Annotated in this window: 14 protein-coding genes; 11 read left to right on the forward strand and 3 right to left on the reverse strand. The window is 66.0% G+C overall.

Going from position 1 to position 17352, the window contains the following annotated elements; genetic code table 11:
* Positions 1-2 precede the first annotated feature (2 nt).
* The 3 genes from AC1Z3O_RS08430 to AC1Z3O_RS08440 are packed head-to-tail and all read left to right on the forward strand — an operon-like array spanning position 3 to position 2799.
* The gene (locus tag AC1Z3O_RS08430) at positions 3-1316 is read left to right on the forward strand and encodes a branched-chain amino acid ABC transporter permease (RefSeq protein ID WP_483515108.1); all 1314 of its coding nucleotides are present in this window, start codon (positions 3-5) and stop codon (positions 1314-1316) included.
* Positions 1313-2086 (forward strand): ABC transporter ATP-binding protein, encoded by a 774-nt coding sequence (locus tag AC1Z3O_RS08435; RefSeq protein ID WP_483515110.1) that lies wholly within the window; start codon positions 1313-1315, stop codon positions 2084-2086. Before AC1Z3O_RS08430 ends, AC1Z3O_RS08435 begins: the two co-directional genes overlap by 4 nt.
* Entirely contained in the window at positions 2086-2799 is a 714-nt protein-coding gene (locus tag AC1Z3O_RS08440; RefSeq protein ID WP_483515112.1) for an ABC transporter ATP-binding protein, read from the forward strand. Before AC1Z3O_RS08435 ends, AC1Z3O_RS08440 begins: the two co-directional genes overlap by 1 nt.
* Positions 2800-3298: 499 nt before the next feature.
* On the opposite strand, the gene AC1Z3O_RS08445 is transcribed toward AC1Z3O_RS08440, so the two are convergent.
* From AC1Z3O_RS08445 to AC1Z3O_RS08455, 3 genes are all read right to left on the reverse strand, one after another.
* The gene (locus AC1Z3O_RS08445) at positions 3299-4663 is read right to left on the reverse strand and encodes an esterase-like activity of phytase family protein (RefSeq protein WP_483515114.1); all 1365 of its coding nucleotides are present in this window, start codon (positions 4661-4663) and stop codon (positions 3299-3301) included.
* A 206-nt stretch (positions 4664-4869) separates the two neighbouring features.
* Positions 4870-6210 carry an XAC2610-related protein gene (locus AC1Z3O_RS08450; protein WP_483515116.1) on the reverse strand — a complete coding sequence of 447 codons (1341 nt, stop codon included), beginning with the start codon at positions 6208-6210 and terminating at the stop codon, positions 4870-4872.
* Positions 6211-6655: 445 nt separating this feature from the next.
* Entirely contained in the window at positions 6656-8206 is a 1551-nt protein-coding gene (locus AC1Z3O_RS08455) for an amino acid permease (RefSeq protein WP_483515118.1), read from the reverse strand.
* 389 nt (positions 8207-8595) lie between these two features.
* Between AC1Z3O_RS08455 and AC1Z3O_RS08460 the strand changes: the two genes are divergently transcribed.
* From AC1Z3O_RS08460 to AC1Z3O_RS08495, 8 genes are all read left to right on the forward strand, one after another.
* Positions 8596-8838, forward strand: coding sequence for a type II toxin-antitoxin system Phd/YefM family antitoxin (locus AC1Z3O_RS08460; RefSeq protein WP_483515120.1), 243 nt, complete (start codon positions 8596-8598; stop codon positions 8836-8838).
* Positions 8828-9247, forward strand: a complete 420-nt coding sequence (locus tag AC1Z3O_RS08465) for a putative toxin-antitoxin system toxin component, PIN family (RefSeq protein ID WP_483515122.1) — start codon at positions 8828-8830, stop codon at positions 9245-9247. The genes AC1Z3O_RS08460 and AC1Z3O_RS08465 overlap by 11 nt, the downstream gene beginning before the upstream one ends.
* Before the next feature lie 123 nt (positions 9248-9370).
* The gene (locus AC1Z3O_RS08470) at positions 9371-10321 is read left to right on the forward strand and encodes an alpha/beta hydrolase family protein (protein WP_483515124.1); all 951 of its coding nucleotides are present in this window, start codon (positions 9371-9373) and stop codon (positions 10319-10321) included.
* A gap of 414 nt (positions 10322-10735) precedes the next feature.
* On the forward strand, positions 10736-12817 hold the full coding sequence (locus tag AC1Z3O_RS08475) for a 3-hydroxyacyl-CoA dehydrogenase NAD-binding domain-containing protein (RefSeq protein WP_483515126.1): 2082 nt from the start codon (positions 10736-10738) through the stop codon (positions 12815-12817).
* Positions 12818-12891: 74 nt separating this feature from the next.
* Complete coding sequence (gene pncA / locus AC1Z3O_RS08480; RefSeq protein ID WP_483515128.1) at positions 12892-13545, forward strand: bifunctional nicotinamidase/pyrazinamidase; 654 nt, start codon at positions 12892-12894, stop codon at positions 13543-13545.
* A gap of 80 nt (positions 13546-13625) precedes the next feature.
* Positions 13626-14804, forward strand: a complete 1179-nt coding sequence (locus tag AC1Z3O_RS08485; RefSeq protein WP_483515130.1) for an acetyl-CoA C-acyltransferase — start codon at positions 13626-13628, stop codon at positions 14802-14804.
* The gene (locus AC1Z3O_RS08490; RefSeq protein WP_483515131.1) at positions 14804-15235 is read left to right on the forward strand and encodes a PaaI family thioesterase; all 432 of its coding nucleotides are present in this window, start codon (positions 14804-14806) and stop codon (positions 15233-15235) included. Before AC1Z3O_RS08485 ends, AC1Z3O_RS08490 begins: the two co-directional genes overlap by 1 nt.
* 190 nt (positions 15236-15425) lie before the next feature.
* Positions 15426-17288, forward strand: a complete 1863-nt coding sequence (locus AC1Z3O_RS08495) for an acyl-CoA dehydrogenase (protein ID WP_483515133.1) — start codon at positions 15426-15428, stop codon at positions 17286-17288.
* Positions 17289-17352 lie beyond the last annotated feature (64 nt).

Consider the following 17352-nt stretch of genomic DNA (forward strand, 5'->3'; position numbering starts at 1 on the left):
CCATGGAGTCGACGATGCAACAACGCCGTGAGCCGGCCAAGACCGGCCGCACCCTGCGCTACCGTCCCCTCAACCTGGCGCGGTGGATCCTCTGGAGCCTGACCGCGCTGGTGATGGCGGTGATGCCGCTGATCTTTCCCGGCGGCTTCGCTATCACGCTGCTGTCGCAGATGGGGATCATGATCATCTTCGCGCTGTCGTACAACATGCTGCTGGGCCAGTGCGGCATGCTGTCCTTCGGCCACGCAGTCTATGCGGGCCTGGGCGCCTTCATCGCCGTGCACGTGCTCAATATGGTCGGCGACGGCAGGCTGTGGCTGCCGGTCTCGCTGCTGCCGCTGGTGGGCGGTGTGGCGGGCGCCTTCTTCGGCGTGCTGTTCGGCTACGTGATCACGAAGAAGTCCGGCACCACCTTCGCCATGATCACCATGGGCATCGGCGAGATGGTGTTCGCCAGCTCGCTGATGTTCCCCGAATTCTTCGGCGGCGAGGGCGGCGTGTCGACCAACCGCGTGGTGGGCGAGGCGGTGCTCGGCATCACCTACGGCCCCGGGCGCCAGGTCTACTACCTGATCGCGGTGTGGTGCCTGCTGTCGATGGCGGCCATGTACGCGTGGACGCAGACGCCGCTGGGCCGCATCGCCAACGCGGTGCGCGACAACCCCGAGCGGGCCGAGTTCATCGGCTACAACACGCAGCGGGTGCGTTACCTGGTGGTGATCCTGTCTGCCTTCTTTGCCGGCATCGCGGGTGGGCTGTCGGTGATCAACTTCGAGATCGTGTCGGCGGAGAACGTCAGCGCGGTGCGCTCGGGCGGCGTGCTCCTGGCCACCTTCATCGGCGGCGCGGGCGTGTTCTTCGGGCCCATCATCGGCGCCATCGCCTTCGTGCTGTTCGCGGTGGCGCTGTCGGACCTGACCAAGGCCTGGCTGCTTTACCTCGGCCTGTTCTTCGTGCTGATGGTGATGTTCGTGCCGGGCGGCATCGCCAGCCTGCTGGCGATGCAGATGCCGCTGCTGGCCAAGGGCAAGCTGCGCCGCATGCTGCCGTCCTATGCGGCGGCCGCCGGCGCCGGCGCGGTGCTGCTGGTGGCGCTGATCCTGACCGTGGAACTGGTCTACAAGCTGCAGGTGGACAGCGCCAACGGCACCGACATGACGCTGGCCGGCATCGGCTTCGACGCGGCGTCGTTCGCGCCCTGGGTGGCGGCGGCGGCGATCTGGCTGGTGGGCGCGCTGTCCTGGCGGGTAGCTACGGCCAAGGTGCGCCGCGCCTGGGACAAGGTACAGATGGAAATCGCAGGGGGCAAGGCATGACGGCGGCACTCGAGTTGCGCGATGTGCGCAAGAAGTTCGGCCAGACGGAGATCATCCGCGGCGTCAACCTGAGTATCCCGAAGGGCGAGCGCCATGCGCTGATCGGGCCCAATGGTGCGGGCAAGTCGACCACCTTCAACCTGATCTCGGGGCGGTTCGCGCCGAACTCCGGCTCGGTCAAGCTCAACGGCCAGGAGATCGGCGGGCTGCAGCCTTTCGTCATCAACCGCATGGGGCTGTCGCGCAGCTTCCAGATCACGAACATCTTCCATCGGCTGTCGGTGTTCGAGAACCTGCGCTGCGCCGTGCTGTGGGCGCTGGGCTACAAATACTCGTTCTGGCACCGGCTGTCAGAACTGCGCGACGCGCGCCAGCGCGCGGAAGAGGTGCTGGAGCTGATCGGCCTGCATCACCGGCGCGATTCGCAGGCCGGCATGCTGACCTACGCCGAGCAGCGCGCGCTGGAGATCGGCATCACCATCGCCGGTGGCGCCGAGGTGATCCTGCTGGACGAACCCACGGCCGGCATGAGCCGCTCGGAATCGGACCACGCTGTGGAGCTGATCCGCAAGGTCACGGTGGGCAAGACGCTGGTGATGGTCGAGCACGACATGAGCGTCGTGTTCGGCCTGGCCGACCGCATTTCGGTGCTGGTGTACGGCGAGGTGATCGCCACCGACACGCCCGAGGCCATCCGCAACAACCGCAAGGTCAAGGAAGCCTACCTGGGCACCACGCTCGATGAGCACGCCACCGAAGGAGCGCACTGATGGCCAAGCGCATGCTGAACGTGCAGGGCCTGCACGCCTACTACGGCAAGAGCCATATCCTGCATGGCGTCGACGTGCACGTCGACGAAGGCGAGATCGTGGCGCTGCTGGGCCGCAACGGGGTGGGGCGCTCCACCTTGGCCAAGGCCATCCTGGGCATGGTCAGGGCCGAGGGCTCGGTGCGCTTTCGCGATGAAGAGATCCTGGGCAAGCGCACCTTCGAGATCGCCCACCTGGGCGTCGGCTACGTGCCGGAGAACCGCGACATCTTCCCCACGCTGACGGTGCGGCAGAACCTGCTGCTGGGCGAGAAGCGCAATCCGCGCCAGCCGAAGCCGCGCTGGTCGATCGACGATATGTACCGGCTGTTTCCCCGCCTCAAGGAGCGCGAGAACACCGCGGCCGGCGTGCTGTCGGGCGGCGAGCAGCAGATGCTGACGCTGTGCCGCACCTTGATGGGCGACCCGGACCTGGTGCTGATCGACGAGCCCACGGAAGGCCTGGCGCCGATGATCGTGACGCTGGTGGGCGAGTACCTGAAGGCACTCAAGGAGCGCGGCGTGTCGGTGCTGCTGATCGAGCAGAAGCTGGCCATCGCGCTGGACATCTCGCAGAGAGTCTACGTGATGGGGCACGGGCACATCGTGTTCGAGGGATCGCCCGCCGAGTTGAAGGCCAATGTGCAGGTGCGTAAGGAGTGGCTGGAGGTGTGAGGGCGGCCGGCGGTTTGCTCCCCTCTCCCGCTTGCGGGAGAGGGGCCGGGGGAGAGGGCGGGCGCTGGCAAGCGGCGACGTGCTGGACAACACCATCGGCTTCGTTTTAGCTTGGCGTGCTGGACCACACCGACGGCTTCGCCTGTACGTGGCGCCTTGCTAGACCACCCCTCACCCCGGTCCATACACCCATGAGGGGAGAGGGGGTCAAGACACTATGCTTGGCCAACGGTGTTGGCGCATCTTGTGGCCTTCGGCTGGTGTTTGCTCCCCTCTCCCGCTTGCGGGAGAGGGGCCGGGGGAGAGGGCAGGCGCTAGCAAGCGGCGACGCGCTGGATTACACCATCGGCTTCGTTTTGGCTTTGACGTGTTGGACCACCCCGACGGCTTCGTCTGTGCGTGGCGCCTTGCTAGACCACCCCTCTCCCCAACCCTCTCCCCATGAGGGGAGAGGGAGCCAAGACCTCGTGCTTGGGCGGCGGTGTTGGCGTACCCCGCCTTACTTCGCCTTCAGGAACTCCCCGACCTCCAGCAGCACCAGCTCATTGTCGTCCGCCTTGTTGGGCTCGCGGCTGGTGGAGAAGGGCAGGTTGTTGTCGTTGCCCACCACGATGTGGCTGGCGTCGACCACGTCCACGTTCTCGATGGTGAAGAAGGGGAACTTCAGCACGCCGTCGTTCAGCGGCTTGCGCGCCAGCTTGTGCGGATCGGCGATGTTGAGCAGGTCGATGTAGCCGATCTTGCGCACCGCACCGCCGGCATTGCTGTCGTCCAGCGCGATCTTGTAGACGCGCTTGAAGCGGGCGATGTCGGAGAAGCAGTCATTGCGCTTCTGGCCCTCCGGGCAGGCCTTGTCGGCCGTGCCTTCGCCGTTGTCGCGCTCGATGATCAGGCCGGTGCCAGCATCGATCATATTGAAGTCGCCGATGGCGTGGCCGTTGGCCTCCAGCGGATACAGCCAGGAGCGGCCGGTCCACTTGCGCGCCTGGGTGTCGAACTCCAGGATGCGCAGGGCCTCCTTGCCGTCGAGGCGTTCGTAGTCCTTGGCCTCGGCCTTCCACAGCGGGCCTTCCAGCAGCGCGTACAGGCGGCTGCCGTCCGGCGACGAGGCCATGCCCTCAAAGCCCTTTGAGCGCTTGACCTGGAAGTCCACCGTGCCGCCGGGCGCGCCCGGCGTGGTCAGGGCGGGATGGTCTGGCGAGCGCACCGGCTTGCCGTCGACCAGGGTGTCGTAGACGGCCAGCACCTTGCCCTGCATGTCGGCCTGGATCAGGAAGGGGCCGAACTCGTCGCCGATCCACAGCGAGCCGCCGGCGAACTGGAAGCTCTCGGTGTCGAAGTCCGAGCCGGTCAGGTAGCGCTGCTTGCTGCCTTCGTGGACGATGCGGAAGGGCACCTTCTTGTCCGGGTCATGCAGGAAGACGGTGGCAAGCCGCTGCAACTTGCCGCTCTGGAAGTCCACCTTGTAGTGGTTCAGGTAGAGCATGAAGTCCGGCGAGTTGGCCTTGCTGCCAGCGCCGTTGTCGGTCAGCACCCAGAAGCTGCCGTCGGGCATGTGCTTGATGCCGGAGTGGCCTTGCAGGGGCTGGCCCTTGAAGGGCAGGAAGACGCCGGTGGGGCGGCCGTTGGACTGGCCCTCAACGCTGCCGACCTTCTCCACGCGGGCGCCGGTGGTGAACTTGCCACTGACCTGCAGGTCGGCGGGCGCATCCTTGGGCGCCGGGACATAGCTCTGGGCCGGCAGCACGGCGTGGCCGGCGAGCGTGGCGGGATAGGCTGGGGCGGGAGTCTGCGCCGGGGCGGCCACGGACCAGGCCGTGGCGGTCAGCGCGATGACGGCGGCGGAAAGCGAAAGCAGGCGCATGGTGGCATCGAAGCAGTGGAAAGACCGCTACGATGCCCGTTATATGTGACGCGTGCGTGACATTTTATGCGCTTCACGCGCCATCTGCGAATGCGCGAAACCGCCGCCGGCGCTATTGTCAACGGCGACCTGTCCGGTCCTGTGTCCGGACAGCGGCAGGTCATGCGTGGGGATCGCTGCCAGTTGGCGAAGGCTTGCGGGTGAAGTCAGTCCGCCGGCGCTTTGGCCCGCTTCGTTCGGTAGCGCATTTTTCCGTTGATCAGCCGACCGGTGGTCGTTTCCAGCCAATTGCCATCCGCTGACAGGCTTTCATCCCAGCTGGCGACCATCGTCAGCTTCTTGCCGATGAACTTATAGGTTTGCGATGAGTGACTGCAGCAACTATTGCGTTGCGCGGCGGTGATCGTCTTGTTCCGAGGGTTGATCGATAACTGGGACAATTCCGACAACTCGCTGTTGAACACGAATTGGCGAGAAACCGGATCGAACAGGAAGATATTCTCGGTGCTGTTCGGTCCGGCGCCACCGGAATTTCCAAAAATGGAAATATCGGGGTGGCCATCGAAGTTGGCGTCGACGACTTGCAGCGCGGAATCGCTGGCGCCACGCATATCGGAAGGGAAATCGCGGATGACCTGGGTACGCTTTCCGGTCTTGCGGTCAAGGACATCGATCGCGACCGCCCACGCGGCATCCTGGTCATCGTCGTCCTTGTGAAAGGCGACGCGAAAGCGGTGGTCCTTTGTCGCGGCCTGCTGCATGACCCATTCGACATCGACCATATCGTCGCGATCGATCCAGCCGTGGGTCCACGTTCCATCCGTTGAGAAGCGGTCGACCTCGTACCACGCAGGATCGGTCGTCAAGACGGCCACGTAAGATCCCGCCTCGATATCTGCGTGGGCAGATCCATGGTCGGCCTGCGCATACAGCGGCACCGCCTTCGTCAGGTAGACGATGTCCTGGTAAGGCCGTTGCGTCTTCAGTGTAAAGCGATCGCTCCGATGGGTGAGCGTGTAATGATTGATGCCGTAACCGTATGCCTCCGGGTTACAAACGCCCATTGCGCAGGCGCCGACATCCGCCGCGGTCGGCTTGCGCTGCGGCTTGACGAATTCGTAGCGAAGCGGTGTCTTGGTCGCCGAGAAACTGGTGGTGAACGCCGTTTCCGTCCATTTGATCACGGCCTCGAAACGACTATCGCCTATGCCGGTCCGGCAGAATGGCTGGGTATCGGACTGGAAATTCCAGCCAGGGAACGCATAGGCCTGGCATAGCCGGTTTGCGGTATTGGCGTCGTATCGGTACTCCTTGTCCACGAGAAAGAGAAGCTTGTGCTCCGGGACGTCATAGGGCAAGGGCGGCGTTGCGCGCGATACCACCGCATAAGTAAGCTTCGCTGCTTGAGGGACGGCGTGCTCGAAATTCTCCACGTACTTTTCGTCTGGGCGCTCGCGTATTGTCGCGGCAGCCGATCGGTAGGCGTCGCCATCGATCTGATAAATGCCAGGCGTAAGTGCCTCGGTGGCGACAGCGCTATTGGTCAAGGCGAACGCGATGGCAAAGGCAGAGATTCTGTTCGCGGGGGAAGGTGGGGAGCCGAGGGCGCGAGGCACGGCTAAGCCGCTGCGGCCCGGCTGGGGTGGGGCAGAAACACTTCTGGGCAGATTCAAAGCCGGATCCCTCCATTTCTCGCATCTCGCGCTGATCGAGGCAGGCTCTCACCCCGTCCATATTCACTCTCAGGCCAGGATCATGCCCCTGCACCGGAGCGCGAGGAGTAGGAACATTCGTTGAGAGGAAAGCAAAACGCTGAAAGGCGGCGCGTCTGGGAAGGCAGAGCCGGCCCCACGCTTCGCATTAGCGAGAGGCCTGTTCCTGCTCTCCCTGGCGGTGGGCAGCGCGTCAACTACGTGCTGCGGCCATGCCGGCGACGCGAGACACCGGTCAGCCGGCGCCGATCCGCGCCGCAAAGCGCGGCATGCTGGGCTGCTAGGCGGCCGCGCCTTCGGCCGGCTGTCGGCCGGCCGCTGCCTGCTGCGCGCCGCGCGGCGGCGGCAGATGGAAGACCATGTCCTCGTAGGGCACCAGCCGCGTCTTGCGCAGCATGCGGTAGCCCAGCCACAGCGCCAGGAAGATGGGCACGCCGATATAGGTGGCCACGATCTCGCCCCAGTGCGCGCGCACGTCGGCGAAGGCCTGGTAATTCTGCCCCAGCACGATGACCAGGCAGAGCGCGCCGGCGAACAGCGGGCCGAAGGGGAAGAGCGGTGAGCGGTAGGCGAGCTGGCCCAGCTCATAGCCCTGGCGCACCAGGCCGCGGCGGAAGCGGTAGTGGCTGACGGCAATGCCCAGCCACGCAAAGAAGCCCGTCATGCCCGAGGTATTCAGCAGCCACATATAGACGACCTTGTCGCCGAACAGCGAACTCAGGAAGCACAGGGCGCCCACTGCGGTGGTGGCCAGCAGCGCATTGCGCGGCACGCCGTTCGCGGTGAGCCGGGCCAGGGCCCGCGGGGCGCGGCCGCTGATGGCCAGGCCGTACAGGATGCGGGTGGAGGCGTACATGCTGGACGTACCCGACGACAGCAGCGCCGTCAGCACCACCGCGTTCATCACGCCGGCGGCAAAGGCCAGGCCGGCGCGGCCGAACACCAGCGCGAAGGGGCTGACGCCGATGTCGGTCACGTCGTTGCGCAGCAGGCTGGGATCGGTGTAGGGGATCAGCACGCCGATGATCAGGATGGCGAGCACGTAGAACAACAGGATGCGCCAGAAGGTCTGGCGGATCGCGCGCGGGATGGTGCGCGCCGGGTCGGTCGCTTCGCCTGCCGCCACGGCCACCGTTTCGGTGCCCTGGAAGGAGAAGCCGGCAATCATCGCCACGCCGAACATGGCTGGCATGCCACCGACGAAGGGGGCGTCGCCCATGGTGAAGTTGTGCCAGCCCGATTGCGGGCCGCCCTGCATGATGCCGAAGATCATCAACGTGCCGATGGCCAGGAAGATCACCACGGTCGCCACCTTGATGAGCGCGAACCAGTACTCGGCCTCACCGAAGTTGCGCGCGGAGAAGGCGTTGAGCACCAGCATCAGCACCAGGAAGCCGGCGCTCCACGCTATGCCTGGGACGTTGGGGAACCAGTACTGCATCACCAACTGGGCCGCGGCCAGTTCCACCGCGATGGTCACCGCGAGGTTGAACCAGTAGTTCCAGCCCAGCGCAAAGCCGAAGCCCTCTTCGACATAGAGCGCGCTGTAGGTGACGAAGGAACCAGCCACCGGCATGTGCACCGCCATCTCGCCCAGGCTGGTCATCAGGCAATAGACCATCAGGCCGATCAGGCCGTACATCAGCAGCGCGCCGCCCGGGCCGGCCTGGGCGATGGAGGCGCCGGAGGCGACGAACAGGCCGGTGCCGATGGCGCCGCCCAGGGCGATCATGGTGAGGTGGCGGGCCTTCAGGGTGCGCTGGAGGTGGTCTTCTGGGCCGTGCGAGGCCGCGTTGGTGGGTGTGGTGCTGGAGGAACTGCTGGAAAGCATCGGGTGGCTGCCGCTGCACGGCGGGCAGGCTTCGTGGGCCGGGCGCGGGCAGGTCGAAAGTTCGCAAAGGCGCGAGTCTACATTGTCCGCGGCCGCCTGGGCTGGCTATCGGTGCCGGTGGCGGCAAATATCGGGGCGAGTGTTGTATAGGCCGCCGTCCCGTGCCGTGCCGATGCCCGGCGGGTGCCCGACTGGCACAGCCGGCAGTGGTGCCGCAGCGGACGCTGTAAGAAATGCGGATGCCGTTACCAGCATGTTCGACGAGCAGGTCGGGCGCCTGCTTGCCGATATGGCGCAGTCTCACTGCGTCCTTGCATGGGCTTCTGGATTTGTCTTGTAAGTTTTGTACAATATGTACAGGTGATATTGGGGGTGAGGATATGCGTACCGTGACAGCGAGCGAAGCCCGGCAGGGCCTGTCGGAAATCATCGAGGCCGCCCGCCGTGAGCCTGTGGTAATCCAGCGCCAGAAGCGGAACGTGGCGGTGGTGATGTCGATGGATGAGTACGAACGGCTGGTCAACCTGAACGTCGCTGAATTCCAGCGCTTCAGCGATCGCGTAGGCGCCAAGGCCCAGGAAGCTGGCATGACGGAAGAGGTACTGCAGGGAATGCTGAACCGTGAGGGCTGACCGCAAGCTGGTGCTCGACACCAATCTGTGGGTCAGCCGCCTGCTGATGCCCGGCGGAGTGGCGGCCCGGGCTGTCGACCACGGACTCGCTTGGGGCATCCCCTTGATGTCTGAGCAGACGCTCGCGGAGTTGAGCGACGTTCTTGCCCGGCCCAAGTTCGACTGCTATGTCTCGCGCGAGGACCGGCAGCACTTCTTGCGCCTGCTCGGCGGCATCGTTCGGGTGGTTCCCATCACCCAGCGGATCGCGGCGTGTCGAGACCCGAAAGACGACAAGTTTCTCGATGTGGCCCTCAGCGGCGAGGCGCAGCTCATCCTGACCGGGGACCAGGACCTGCTGGAACTGCACCCCTTTCATGGGGTCGAGATACTCAGTCCGGCCGACTTCCTGCTCAAGCCGTTCGATTGAGAGGATGCCGCGGGCGAACTTGGGGAGCCTTCCCAGACCGCTCAAGCAGTGCGTGCCCCAGCATCGATATCCGTCTTGGATTGGAGAAATCAGGGGATGACATCGAAGTGGAGCCCATCGATCTTGCTGCGCCTGGCCTTGGCTGCGTCGGCGGTATTGGCATCCGTCAGCGTCGCCGCGGCGCCGCCTCAGGTGCAACACCTGGACCGGCGCGATGGTTCCAGCATCGGCTATTACCTGCGCCAGGCCGATGCTGAGCGCCCGTCGGACAGCTTATTGGTGGTGGTGCAGGGTTCGGACTGCAACAGCGTCACCAAGATCGACAGGATTGAGCAAGTTGCCCGTGCCCTGCCGCAGTCGGACCTGCTCACCGTGGAGAAGTACGGTATCGACGCGGGCTTGCCCTACAACACCGATGTCGACCGTACGGATTGTCCGGCAGCCTATCTGCAGCATGATCGCCTGAGCCAGCGCGTGGCCGATCTGAAGGCGGTGATCTCCCACCTGTCGCAGGCGAATGGTTATCGGAAGGTGGCGGTGATCGGCGGCAGCGAAGGCGCCGTGGTCGCCAATATGCTGGCGGACAGCGGCGGACCCATCCACGCGGTCATTGCCTTCAATGGCGGCGGGAGGTTCTTTCTGGACGATGCGCTGCACAGCATCCGGCTTGACCCGTCGCTGAGCCCGGCCGCCCGGGAGGAATCCGTCCAGGGCTTCAGGGCATTCGCAAAACACATCATGACGGCACCTGAGGCCGCACCTGAGGCGGATCTGGTGGTCAGCGGGCATGGCGCACCCTGGTGGCAGGAAGTGATTCGGCTCGATCAACTGGCCGTGTTGCGCAAGGCCAAGGTTCCGGTACTGATCATGCAGGGCGAGGCCGACGCGTCGGTGTCGCCCGCTGCAGTGACAGGCATGATCACGCAACTGCGGCGGAGCGGGCGCAGCAACGTCCACTACAAGGCCTATCCGGGCCTGGACCATGGCATGCAAAGCGAGGACGGCGCCAGCCAGTTGGCGCGCGTGGTCGACGACATGCGCGACTGGCTCGGGGCGATGGATCCGTCGCGGTGAACGGGCCGAGGCGTGGCGGGTGGAAGTAGGGGCCGGCGCGGCGCGTCAGCGGCGGCGGAATTGTGGCGAACGCGTTAGAGGCCGGCTTCAAATTTCATTCCGGTTCCCGGTAGGTGCCTGATCGGGCATTCGCGGGGCCGTGCCAGGCGGGTTTGCCGGCCCGCTATGCATGGGGGCGCGGGCGGCTATGAGCCCAGCGAATAGCGGCTTCCCACCTGCCGGAAAATGAAATTGAACGACCGTGCTATTTTGTGTATGCTTGTCTCGCCCGCCGTCCTGAGGGACGATGGGAGGCCACCCGGCAGCGGACTTGCGAGGCATGCGCGCAGCGCGCCGGCACGGGCGGCAGGCAGCAAAACAATAATTCGAGAATTCGAATCCCGAGACAACCTTCAAGACACCAAAGGAACCAGCATGACAGCGCAGTATCAGGTTCAGGACGGCGTAGCCGTCATCACGCTCGACAATCCCCCCGTCAACGGCCTGGGCTACAGCACCCGGCTCGGTATCGTGGAAGGCATGACCCGTGCGCTGGATGATGCGGCCGTCAAGGCCATCGTCATCACTGGCGCCGGCAAGGCCTTCTCGGGCGGCGCGGACATCCGCGAGTTCAATACGCCGAAGGCGACGCAGGAGCCGACCCTGCACTCCGTGATCAAGGTTATCGAAGGCTCGTCCAAGCCGGTGGTCGCCGCGGTCCACTCCGTCGCCATGGGCGGCGGCCTGGAACTGGCCCTGGGCTGTAACTACCGCGTGGCCTCGAAGGGCGCCCAGATCGCGCTGCCGGAAGTGAAGCTGGGCCTGCTGCCCGGCGCTGGCGGCACGCAGCGCCTGCCGCGTGTGATCGGCCTGGAGGCTGCGGCCAATATGATCGTCTCCGGCACCGCCGTGCCCAGCGAGAAGTTCGCCGGCACCAAGCTGTTCGATGAGATCGTCGATGGCGATGTGCTGCCCGCTGCCGTCCAGTTCGCCAAGAACGCGGCTGCCGCTCCCGGTCCGTACCCGAAGGTGCGCGACCTGAAGGTCCGCCACGAGAACGCCGAAGGCTACCTGGGCTTCGCCCGCAACACCGTGGCCGCGATGGCCAAGAACTTCCCAGCGCCGCTGAAGTGCCTGGAAGCGGTGGCGGCCTCGCTCAAGCCCTTCGATGCCGGCCTGAAGGCCGAGCGCGAAGGCTTCATGTTCCTGGTCGGCACGCCCGAGTCGCGCGCGTTGCGCCATGCCTTCTTCGGCGAGCGCGCCGCCAGCAAGATTCCCGACGTGGCTGCGGACACCCCGGTGCGCAAGATTGAGAAGGTCGCGGTGATCGGCGCCGGCACCATGGGCGGCGGCATCACCATGAACTTCCTGAACGCCGGCGTTCCCGTGATCATGCTGGAGATGAAGCCGGACGCGCTGGAGCGCGGCGTGGCCACCATCCGCCGCAACTACGAGAACAGCGCCAAGAAGGGCAAGCTGACGCAAGAGAAGGTCGAGCAGCGCATGGGCCTGCTGACCACCACGCTGTCCTATGACGACATCAAGGACGCCGACCTCGTGATCGAGGCCGTGTTCGAGGAAATGGGCGTCAAGGAGACGGTATTCAAGAAGCTGGACGAGGTCGTCAAGCAGGGCGCCATCCTGGCCTCCAACACCTCCACGCTGGACGTCAACAAGATCGCTTCCTTCACCAAGCGTCCGCAGGACGTGGTCGGCATGCACTTCTTCAGCCCGGCCAACGTGATGAAGCTGCTGGAAGTGGTGCGCGGCGAGAAGACCGGCAAGGACGTGCTGGCCACGGTGATGCAGATCGCCAAGAAGATCAAGAAGACCGCGGTGGTCTCCGGCGTGTGCGACGGCTTCATCGGCAACCGCATGATCGAGCAGTACAGCCGCCAGGCCGGCTACCTGCTGGACGAAGGTGCGCTGCCTGAGCAGGTGGACAAGGCCATCGAGAAGTTCGGCTTCGCCATGGGCCCGTTCCGCATGGGCGACCTGGCCGGCAACGATATCGGCTGGGCCATCCGCAAGCGCCGCGCGGTGGACAAGCCGGACATCCAGTACTCCAAGACCGCCGACCTGCTGTGCGAGATGGGCCGCTACGGCCAGAAGACCGGCGCGGGCTGGTACGACTACAAGGCGGGCGACCGCAAGCCGTACCCGAACCAGCAGGTCAACGACATGATCGTGCAGCATTCCAAGGACATCGGTGTCACGCGCCGCAAGATCTCGGATGAGGAGATCGTCGAGCGCCTGGTGTTCGCGCTGGTCAACGAAGGCGCCAAGATCCTGGAAGAGGGCATCGCCTCCAAGGCCTCCGACATCGACATGGTCTACCTGACCGGCTACGGCTTCCCGCTGTTCCGCGGCGGCCCGATGCTGTACGCCGACCAGGTCGGCCTGTACAACGTCGCGCTGGCGATGGCCCGCTACGCCAAGGGTTACCACGGCGAAGCGTGGGAAGCGGCACCGCTGCTGAAGAAGCTGGCGGCCGAAGGCAAGGGCTTCAACGACTAACGCGGCTGGCGCGTCCGGCCGCGCGCGGATGACCCGCGCGCGCCGGGCAGCAGGCGGCAAGGAAGGGCAGCGAAATGGATACCGCGACGGGCTTCGAATACGGCCCCGAGGATTGCCTGCTGGTGATCGACGTGCAGAATGACTTCATGCCGGGCGGCGCGCTCGCCGTGCCGCATGGCGATGAGGTCGTGCCCGGGATCAACCGGCTGGCGCGCCGTTTCGCGCATGTGGTGCTGACGCAGGACTGGCATCCGGCCGACCACGTGTCGTTCGCGGCCAACCACGCCGGCACGCAGCCGTTCCAGACGCTGGCGCTGCCGTATGGCGAGCAGGTGATGTGGCCGGTGCACTGCGTGCAGGACACGCCGGGCGCCGCGCTGCATGCAGGACTGGCGATACCGCACGCGCGGCTGGTGATCCGCAAAGGTCACCACCGCGAGGTGGACAGCTACTCCGCCTTCCTGGAGGCGGACCGCGCCACCCACACCGGCCTGGCCGGCTACCTGCGCGAGCAGGGCGTGCGGCGCGTGTTCTGCGTGGGACTGGCCACCGACTACTGCGTGGGATGGAGCGCGCTCGACGCGCGTGCCGCCGGCTTCGAGGCGGCCGTCGTCGAGGACGCCTGCCGCGCCATCGACCTGCAGGGATCGCTGGCGCACGCCTGGCAGCAGATGTCCGCTGCCGGCGTTGTACGCGTGCAGTCCGACGCCTTGCCGCAGCCCGCCTAGCCCCGCCTGGACGCCCATCGCCGCCGCCGACGCGCTACCACCGATACCGCAAGACACCAAGAGATACCGAGGAGCAAGACATGAACGAGGCAGTGATCGTTTCGACCGCACGGACCGCCCTGGCCAAGAGCTGGAAAGGCGCCTTCAACATGACCCACGGCGCCACCCTGGGCGGCCACGCTGTCCAGCACGCCATCGCGCGCGCCAAGATCGAGGCCGGCGAGGTGGAAGACGTGCTGATGGGCTGCGCCAACCCGGAAGGTGCCACCGGCGCCAACATCGCCCGCCAGATCGCACTGCGCGCCGGCTGCCCAGTGACCGTGCCGGGTGCCACCGTCAACCGCTTCTGCTCGTCCGGCCTGCAGACCATCGCCATGGCCGCGCAGCGCGTGATCGCCGATGAAGGCGACATCTACGTCGCCGGTGGCGTGGAGAGCATCTCCTGCGTGCAGCAGGAAATGAACCGCCACATGGTTCAGGAAAGCTGGCTGACCAAGAACAAGCCGGAAATCTACTGGAACATGCTGCAGACCGCCGAGAACGTGGCCAAGCGCTACAACATCTCGAAGGAGCGCCAGGACGAATACGGCGTGCGCAGCCAGCAGCGTGCTTTCGCAGCGCTGGAGGCCGGCAAGTTCAACGATGAGATCGTGCCGATGACCGTGCTCGCCGGCGTGGCCGACAAGGCCACCGGCCAGCTGGTCACCAAGGAAGTCACCATCTCGGCCGACGAGGGCATCCGCGGCGATACCACGCTGGAAGGCGTGGCCAAGATCCGCACCGCCGTGCCCGGTGGTGTGGTCACCGCCGGCAACGCTTCGCAGTTCTCGGACGGCGCCTCGGCGGTCGTGGTGATGAACGCCAAGGTGGCGGCGGCCAAGGGCCTGCAGCCGCTGGGCGTGTTCCGCGGCTTTGCCGTGGCCGGCTGCGAGCCCGATGAAATGGGCATCGGCCCGGTCTTCGCGGTGCCCAAGCTGCTGAAGAAGGCAGGCCTGAAGGTCGAGGACATCGGCCTGTGGGAGCTGAACGAAGCCTTCGCCGTGCAGGTGCTGTACTGCGCCGACAAGCTGGGCATCCCGATGGACCGCCTGAACGTCAACGGCGGCGCCATCGCGGTGGGCCACCCCTACGGTGTGTCGGGCGCCCGCCTGGTCGGCCATGCGCTGATCGAAGGCAAGCGCCGCGGCGTCAAGTACGTGGTGGTGACCATGTGCATCGGCGGCGGCCAGGGCGCGGCCGGCCTGTTCGAAGTGCTCTGATGCCGTCCGGCGCCGCAGATCGGATGCTGGCCTGGGGCCGGGAAGTGCTGGCAGGCCAGCCCTTCTCGGTGCTGCTCGGCGCCGAACTGGCGGCGCTGTCGCCGGAACGGGCCGAGCTGCGCCTGCCGCTGCGCGAGGCGATGCGCCAGCAGGACGGCTTCGCCCACGGCGGCGTGGTCAGCTACCTGGCCGACAACGCGCTGACCTACGCGGGCGGCGCGGCCATGGCGGCCCCGGTGGTGACCTCGGAGTACAAGATCAACTACGTACGTCCCGCGATCGGCGAGCTGCTGATCGCACGGGCCGAATGCGTCAGCCATGGCCGCCAGCAGGCGGTGGTGCGCTGTGACGTGTTCGTCGTCAAGGATGGCGAGGAAAAGCTCTGCGCGGTCGCGCAGGGCACCATCGCCAGGCTGGGCGAGGCGGCTTGATCGAGACGGAAGAAGGGCGCGCGAGCGCCTTTTTTCCACTGCAGCACCCCCGAACGCAGAACAAGAGAAACAACAGAGAACAGAGAACCGGTGCGCCAGCGCGGCACGCCGGTCCGGAGACTTGCGCGGCGCGCTGGGGCGCGACGCGTTCGCCATTCCCAACCCATCTGTCTGGGAGCCGTATCCTGCCATGTCGCTGATCCTATCCCGCCGAGACCTGAACTTCCTGCTGTACGAGTGGCTGCGGGTCGAGGAACTGAATCGCATTCGGCGCTATGCCGAGCACAGCCGCGAGACCTTCGATGCCGCGCTGGACACCTGCGAGAAGATCGCCACCGACCTGTTCGCGCCGCACAACAAGAAGAACGACCAGCAGGAGCCCGAATTCGATGGCGACAAGGTCACCATCATCCCCGAGGTGTCCACCGCGCTGAAGGCCTTCTGCGAGGCCGGCCTGATGGCCGCCGGCCAGGACTTCGAGCTGGGCGGCATGCAGCTGCCCGTGGTGGTGGAGAAGGCCGGCTTCGCCTATTTCAAGGGCGCCAACGTCGGCACCAGTTCCTATCCCTTCCTGACCATCGGCAATGCCAACCTGCTGCTGGCGCATGGTACGCCGGCCCAGGTCGACACCTTCGTCAAGCCCGAGCTGGAAGGGCGCTTCTTCGGCACCATGTGCCTGTCCGAGCCGCAGGCCGGCTCTTCGCTGTCGGACATCACCACGCGTGCTGACTACGAGGGCGAGTCGCCGCTGGGCGCGCAGTACCGGCTGCGCGGCAACAAGATGTGGATCTCGGCCGGCGAGCACGAGCTCTCCGACAATATCGTGCACCTGGTGCTGGCCAAGATCCCCGGCCCGGACGGCAAGCTGGTCCCAGGCGTGAAGGGCATCTCGCTGTTCATCGTGCCGAAGTACCTGGTCAATGAAGACGGCTCGCTGGGCGAGCACAACGACGTGGCGCTGGCCGGCCTGAACCACAAGATGGGCTACCGCGGCACCACCAACTGCCTGCTCAACTTCGGCGAGGGCACCAAGTACCGCCCGGGCGGCAAGGCCGGCGCCATCGGCTACCTGGTCGGCGAGGCGCACAAGGGCCTGGCCTGCATGTTCCACATGATGAACGAGGCCCGCATCGGCGTGGGCCTGGGCGCGGTGATGCTCGGCTACACCGGCTACCTGCACGCACTGGACTATGCGCGCAACCGCCCGCAAGGCCGTCCGGTCGGCCCCGGCGGCAAGGATCCGGCCAGCCCGCAGGTCAGGCTGGTCGAGCATGCCGACATCCGACGCATGCTGCTGGCGCAGAAGAGTTATGTCGAGGGCGGGCTGGCGCTGAACCTGTACTGCGCCCAGCTGGTCGACCGCGAGCGTGCCGCGGCGGCCGCGGGCGATGCCGCCGCGCATGAACGCGTGGCGCTGCTGCTGGACATCCTGACCCCGATCGCCAAGAGCTGGCCCTCGCAGTGGTGCCTGGAGGCGAACAGCCTCGCCATCCAGGTGCACGGCGGCTACGGCTACACGCGCGAATACAACGTCGAGCAGTTCTACCGCGACAACCGCCTCAACCCCATCCATGAGGGCACGCACGGCATCCAGGGCCTGGACCTGCTGGGCCGCAAGGTGGTGATGAAGGACGGTGCAGCGCTGCGGGCGCTCGGCGAGGAACTGCACGCGACCATCGGCCGTGCGCTGGCCAGCGGCGATGCCGCGCTGGCGGCCCAGGGCAAGGCGCTCGGCAAGGCCGCGGCGCGGCTGGCCGAGGTGACCCAGGTGCTGTGGGCCGCGGGCGATCCCAATGTGACGCTGGCCAATGCCTCGATCTACCTGGAAGCCTTCGGGCACGTGGTGATGGCCTGGATCTGGCTGGAGCAGGCGCTGATCGCACAGGCGGCCCTGTCTGCCGGCGCCAGCGCGCAGGAGCTGGATTTCTACCGTGGCAAGCTGGCCGCGGCCACCTACTTTTCCCAGTGGGAACTGCCCAAGGTGGAGCCGCAGTTCGACCTGCTGGCTTCGCTGGACCGTACCACGCTGGACATGCAGGACGCCTGGTTCTGACGCCGCGGCGCACGGACCGACGCAGACCGAACGACACCGCGCACGCGAGCGTGCGCACATGCAA

It is taken from the genome of Cupriavidus sp. 09_S30, assembly GCF_056930435.1.

Coding starts and splice junctions, on each gene's coding strand:
- AC1Z3O_RS08435 (WP_483515110.1), top strand. CDS start 1,313: ATGACGGCGGCACTCGAGTTGCGCGATGTGCGCAAGAAGTTCGGCCAG.
- AC1Z3O_RS08490 (WP_483515131.1), top strand. CDS start 14,804: ATGCCGTCCGGCGCCGCAGATCGGATGCTGGCCTGGGGCCGGGAAGTG.
- AC1Z3O_RS08455 (WP_483515118.1), bottom strand. CDS start 8,206: ATGCTTTCCAGCAGTTCCTCCAGCACCACACCCACCAACGCGGCCTCG.
- AC1Z3O_RS08475 (WP_483515126.1), top strand. CDS start 10,736: ATGACAGCGCAGTATCAGGTTCAGGACGGCGTAGCCGTCATCACGCTC.
- AC1Z3O_RS08440 (WP_483515112.1), top strand. CDS start 2,086: ATGGCCAAGCGCATGCTGAACGTGCAGGGCCTGCACGCCTACTACGGC.
- AC1Z3O_RS08485 (WP_483515130.1), top strand. CDS start 13,626: ATGAACGAGGCAGTGATCGTTTCGACCGCACGGACCGCCCTGGCCAAG.
- AC1Z3O_RS08495 (WP_483515133.1), top strand. CDS start 15,426: ATGTCGCTGATCCTATCCCGCCGAGACCTGAACTTCCTGCTGTACGAG.
- pncA (WP_483515128.1), top strand. CDS start 12,892: ATGGATACCGCGACGGGCTTCGAATACGGCCCCGAGGATTGCCTGCTG.
- AC1Z3O_RS08430 (WP_483515108.1), top strand. CDS start 3: ATGGAGTCGACGATGCAACAACGCCGTGAGCCGGCCAAGACCGGCCGC.
- AC1Z3O_RS08445 (WP_483515114.1), bottom strand. CDS start 4,663: ATGCGCCTGCTTTCGCTTTCCGCCGCCGTCATCGCGCTGACCGCCACG.